This window comes from Dietzia aerolata (assembly GCF_014144865.1).
Lineage (GTDB): Bacteria > Actinomycetota > Actinomycetes > Mycobacteriales > Mycobacteriaceae > Dietzia > Dietzia aerolata.
In genome coordinates this window covers 1-1,712 of record NZ_JAALDM010000309.1, presented here as the reverse complement: position 1 = coordinate 1,712, position 1,712 = coordinate 1, and the positions used below count along the sequence as shown (strand labels likewise).

Annotated in this window: 2 protein-coding genes; both read right to left on the bottom strand. The window is 69.9% G+C overall.

Translation table 11 applies throughout. The features are described from left to right. A partial coding sequence (proC, locus tag G6016_RS15530) for a pyrroline-5-carboxylate reductase (RefSeq protein WP_241730368.1) occupies positions 1–662 on the bottom strand: 662 nt, incomplete at its 3' end. Between the two features lie 437 nt (positions 663–1,099). Next, a partial coding sequence (locus G6016_RS15525) for an Rv0497 family membrane protein (RefSeq protein WP_522731195.1) occupies positions 1,100–1,712 on the bottom strand: 613 nt, incomplete at its 5' end.

The window sequence follows — 1,712 nt, the reverse complement described above, 5'->3', positions numbered from 1 at the left end:
CCGTCGCCGCCGGCGGCGAGCATCGCGCCCGCGCCGTGCGCCGTGCCGGTGGCCAGCGTGGTGGCCACGTCGCGCGGCAGTCCCTGTTCGACGCCGGCGTCGATCATGGCCTCGGTGAGAAGGAAGAAGTAGGCGGGGCCGGACCCGGACACGGCCGTCACCGCGTCCATTTGGGCTTCGGTGACGACGACGACGCCGCCGACACTCTCCATGAGGGTCTTCACCTGCTCGACATGCTCATCGCGCGCGAAGCGGCCCTTGCAGACGGCGGAGACGCCCTGCCCCACGAGCATCGCCGTATTGGGCATGACGCGGACAACCGGCGAGCCGGCGCTGAGTTTGTTCTCGAGCGATTCGGTGGAGACGCCGGCGGCGAGCGAGACCACGATCGACTCGTGGACGCTGTCGGAGATGGCCTCGCCGATCCGTTCGGTGACCGCCGGAACGTCCTGGGGCTTCACCGCGATCGCAATGACATCCGCGCCCTCACAACCGATGTCGAGGGTCGTGGGCAGGATCGAGTACTTCTTGGCCAACTCGTCGGCGCGGGCCTGGACGGCCTCGATCACCACGATGTCCGAGCCCGGCGTCCCGGCCTCGCGAAGGCCCGCGATGAGCGCCTCTCCGATTCGTCCGCCACCGACAACTGCGATTCTCGTCATGCCCATTACAGTGCCACACCGCCGCAGACCGCCCGGCTGCGCCGCCCGGCCATGCCGCTCCCCCGCTCCAGCCGATCTGCCCCTCCTTTTCCGAAACGCGCTTCCAGATACGACATGCCCTGCTGCGCCGCTCCCACACCGGCCGATCTGCCCCTCAATTTCCGGCCTGCTCGTCCGAATACGACATGCCCTGCTGCGCCGCTCCCCCGCTCCAGCCGATCTGCCCTTCAATTTCCGATCTGCACTTCCAGAAACGACATGCCCCGCGGGCCCCGGGCGCATGTCGACATCGGAGGGGCAGATCGTGCGCCGCCTCCGCGCACCGACATCCCGGCCTCGCCCCGCGCGCAAATGAGCTCCGCCCGCATCCTGGAGTGGATGCGGGCGGAGTCTGCGGTTCCGCGGTTCGCCTGTCGCGGCGGTTGTCGCGCGGGCCGCTAGGTGATCACCTTGAGCAGCAGCGGCCCGCATGTGACGCCCAGGCCAACTATCACCGCCAGGGCGATGCTCACCGTGTCGTTGGAGCGACGAAGCACCCGGACCATGGCCACCAGGCCGACGATCACGATGATCGCCAGTGCCAGCGCCACCCAGGGCAGGTCGTCCCAGAGCAGCTGGAAGCCGATGAACAGTGCGGCACCCGCGACCGCGGAGGCGAGCACCTGCGCGATGAGGATCAGCCACTGCGCGGCACCCGACTTCTCAGAGGCGGGTGCGGCGGACCGGTCGCGATCCAGGTCGTCTCCGGGCTTGCGCTCGAGGTCGCGCTGCTGGTCGGCAGTTGCCTGCGTTGCGCCACGCTGGTCAGAGGAATCCTTGTCCCCGGAGAACGCGGCCGCTGCCATGCCGGCCACTCCGGCACCGCCAGCGGCGGCCGCTGCGGTCTTGCCCAACGAGCCGTCCTTGCCGTCGGCGTCGGCGGACTTGCCGGCCTTGTCGCTTCCGGCAGGTGCGTCGGACGGTGCGTCGGCCCCCTTTCGTGCGGTCGCATCGGCCGGCTTGTCGTCGGTCTTGCCCGCGGTTGCCGCAGCACCCGCGGCACCGGCGGCG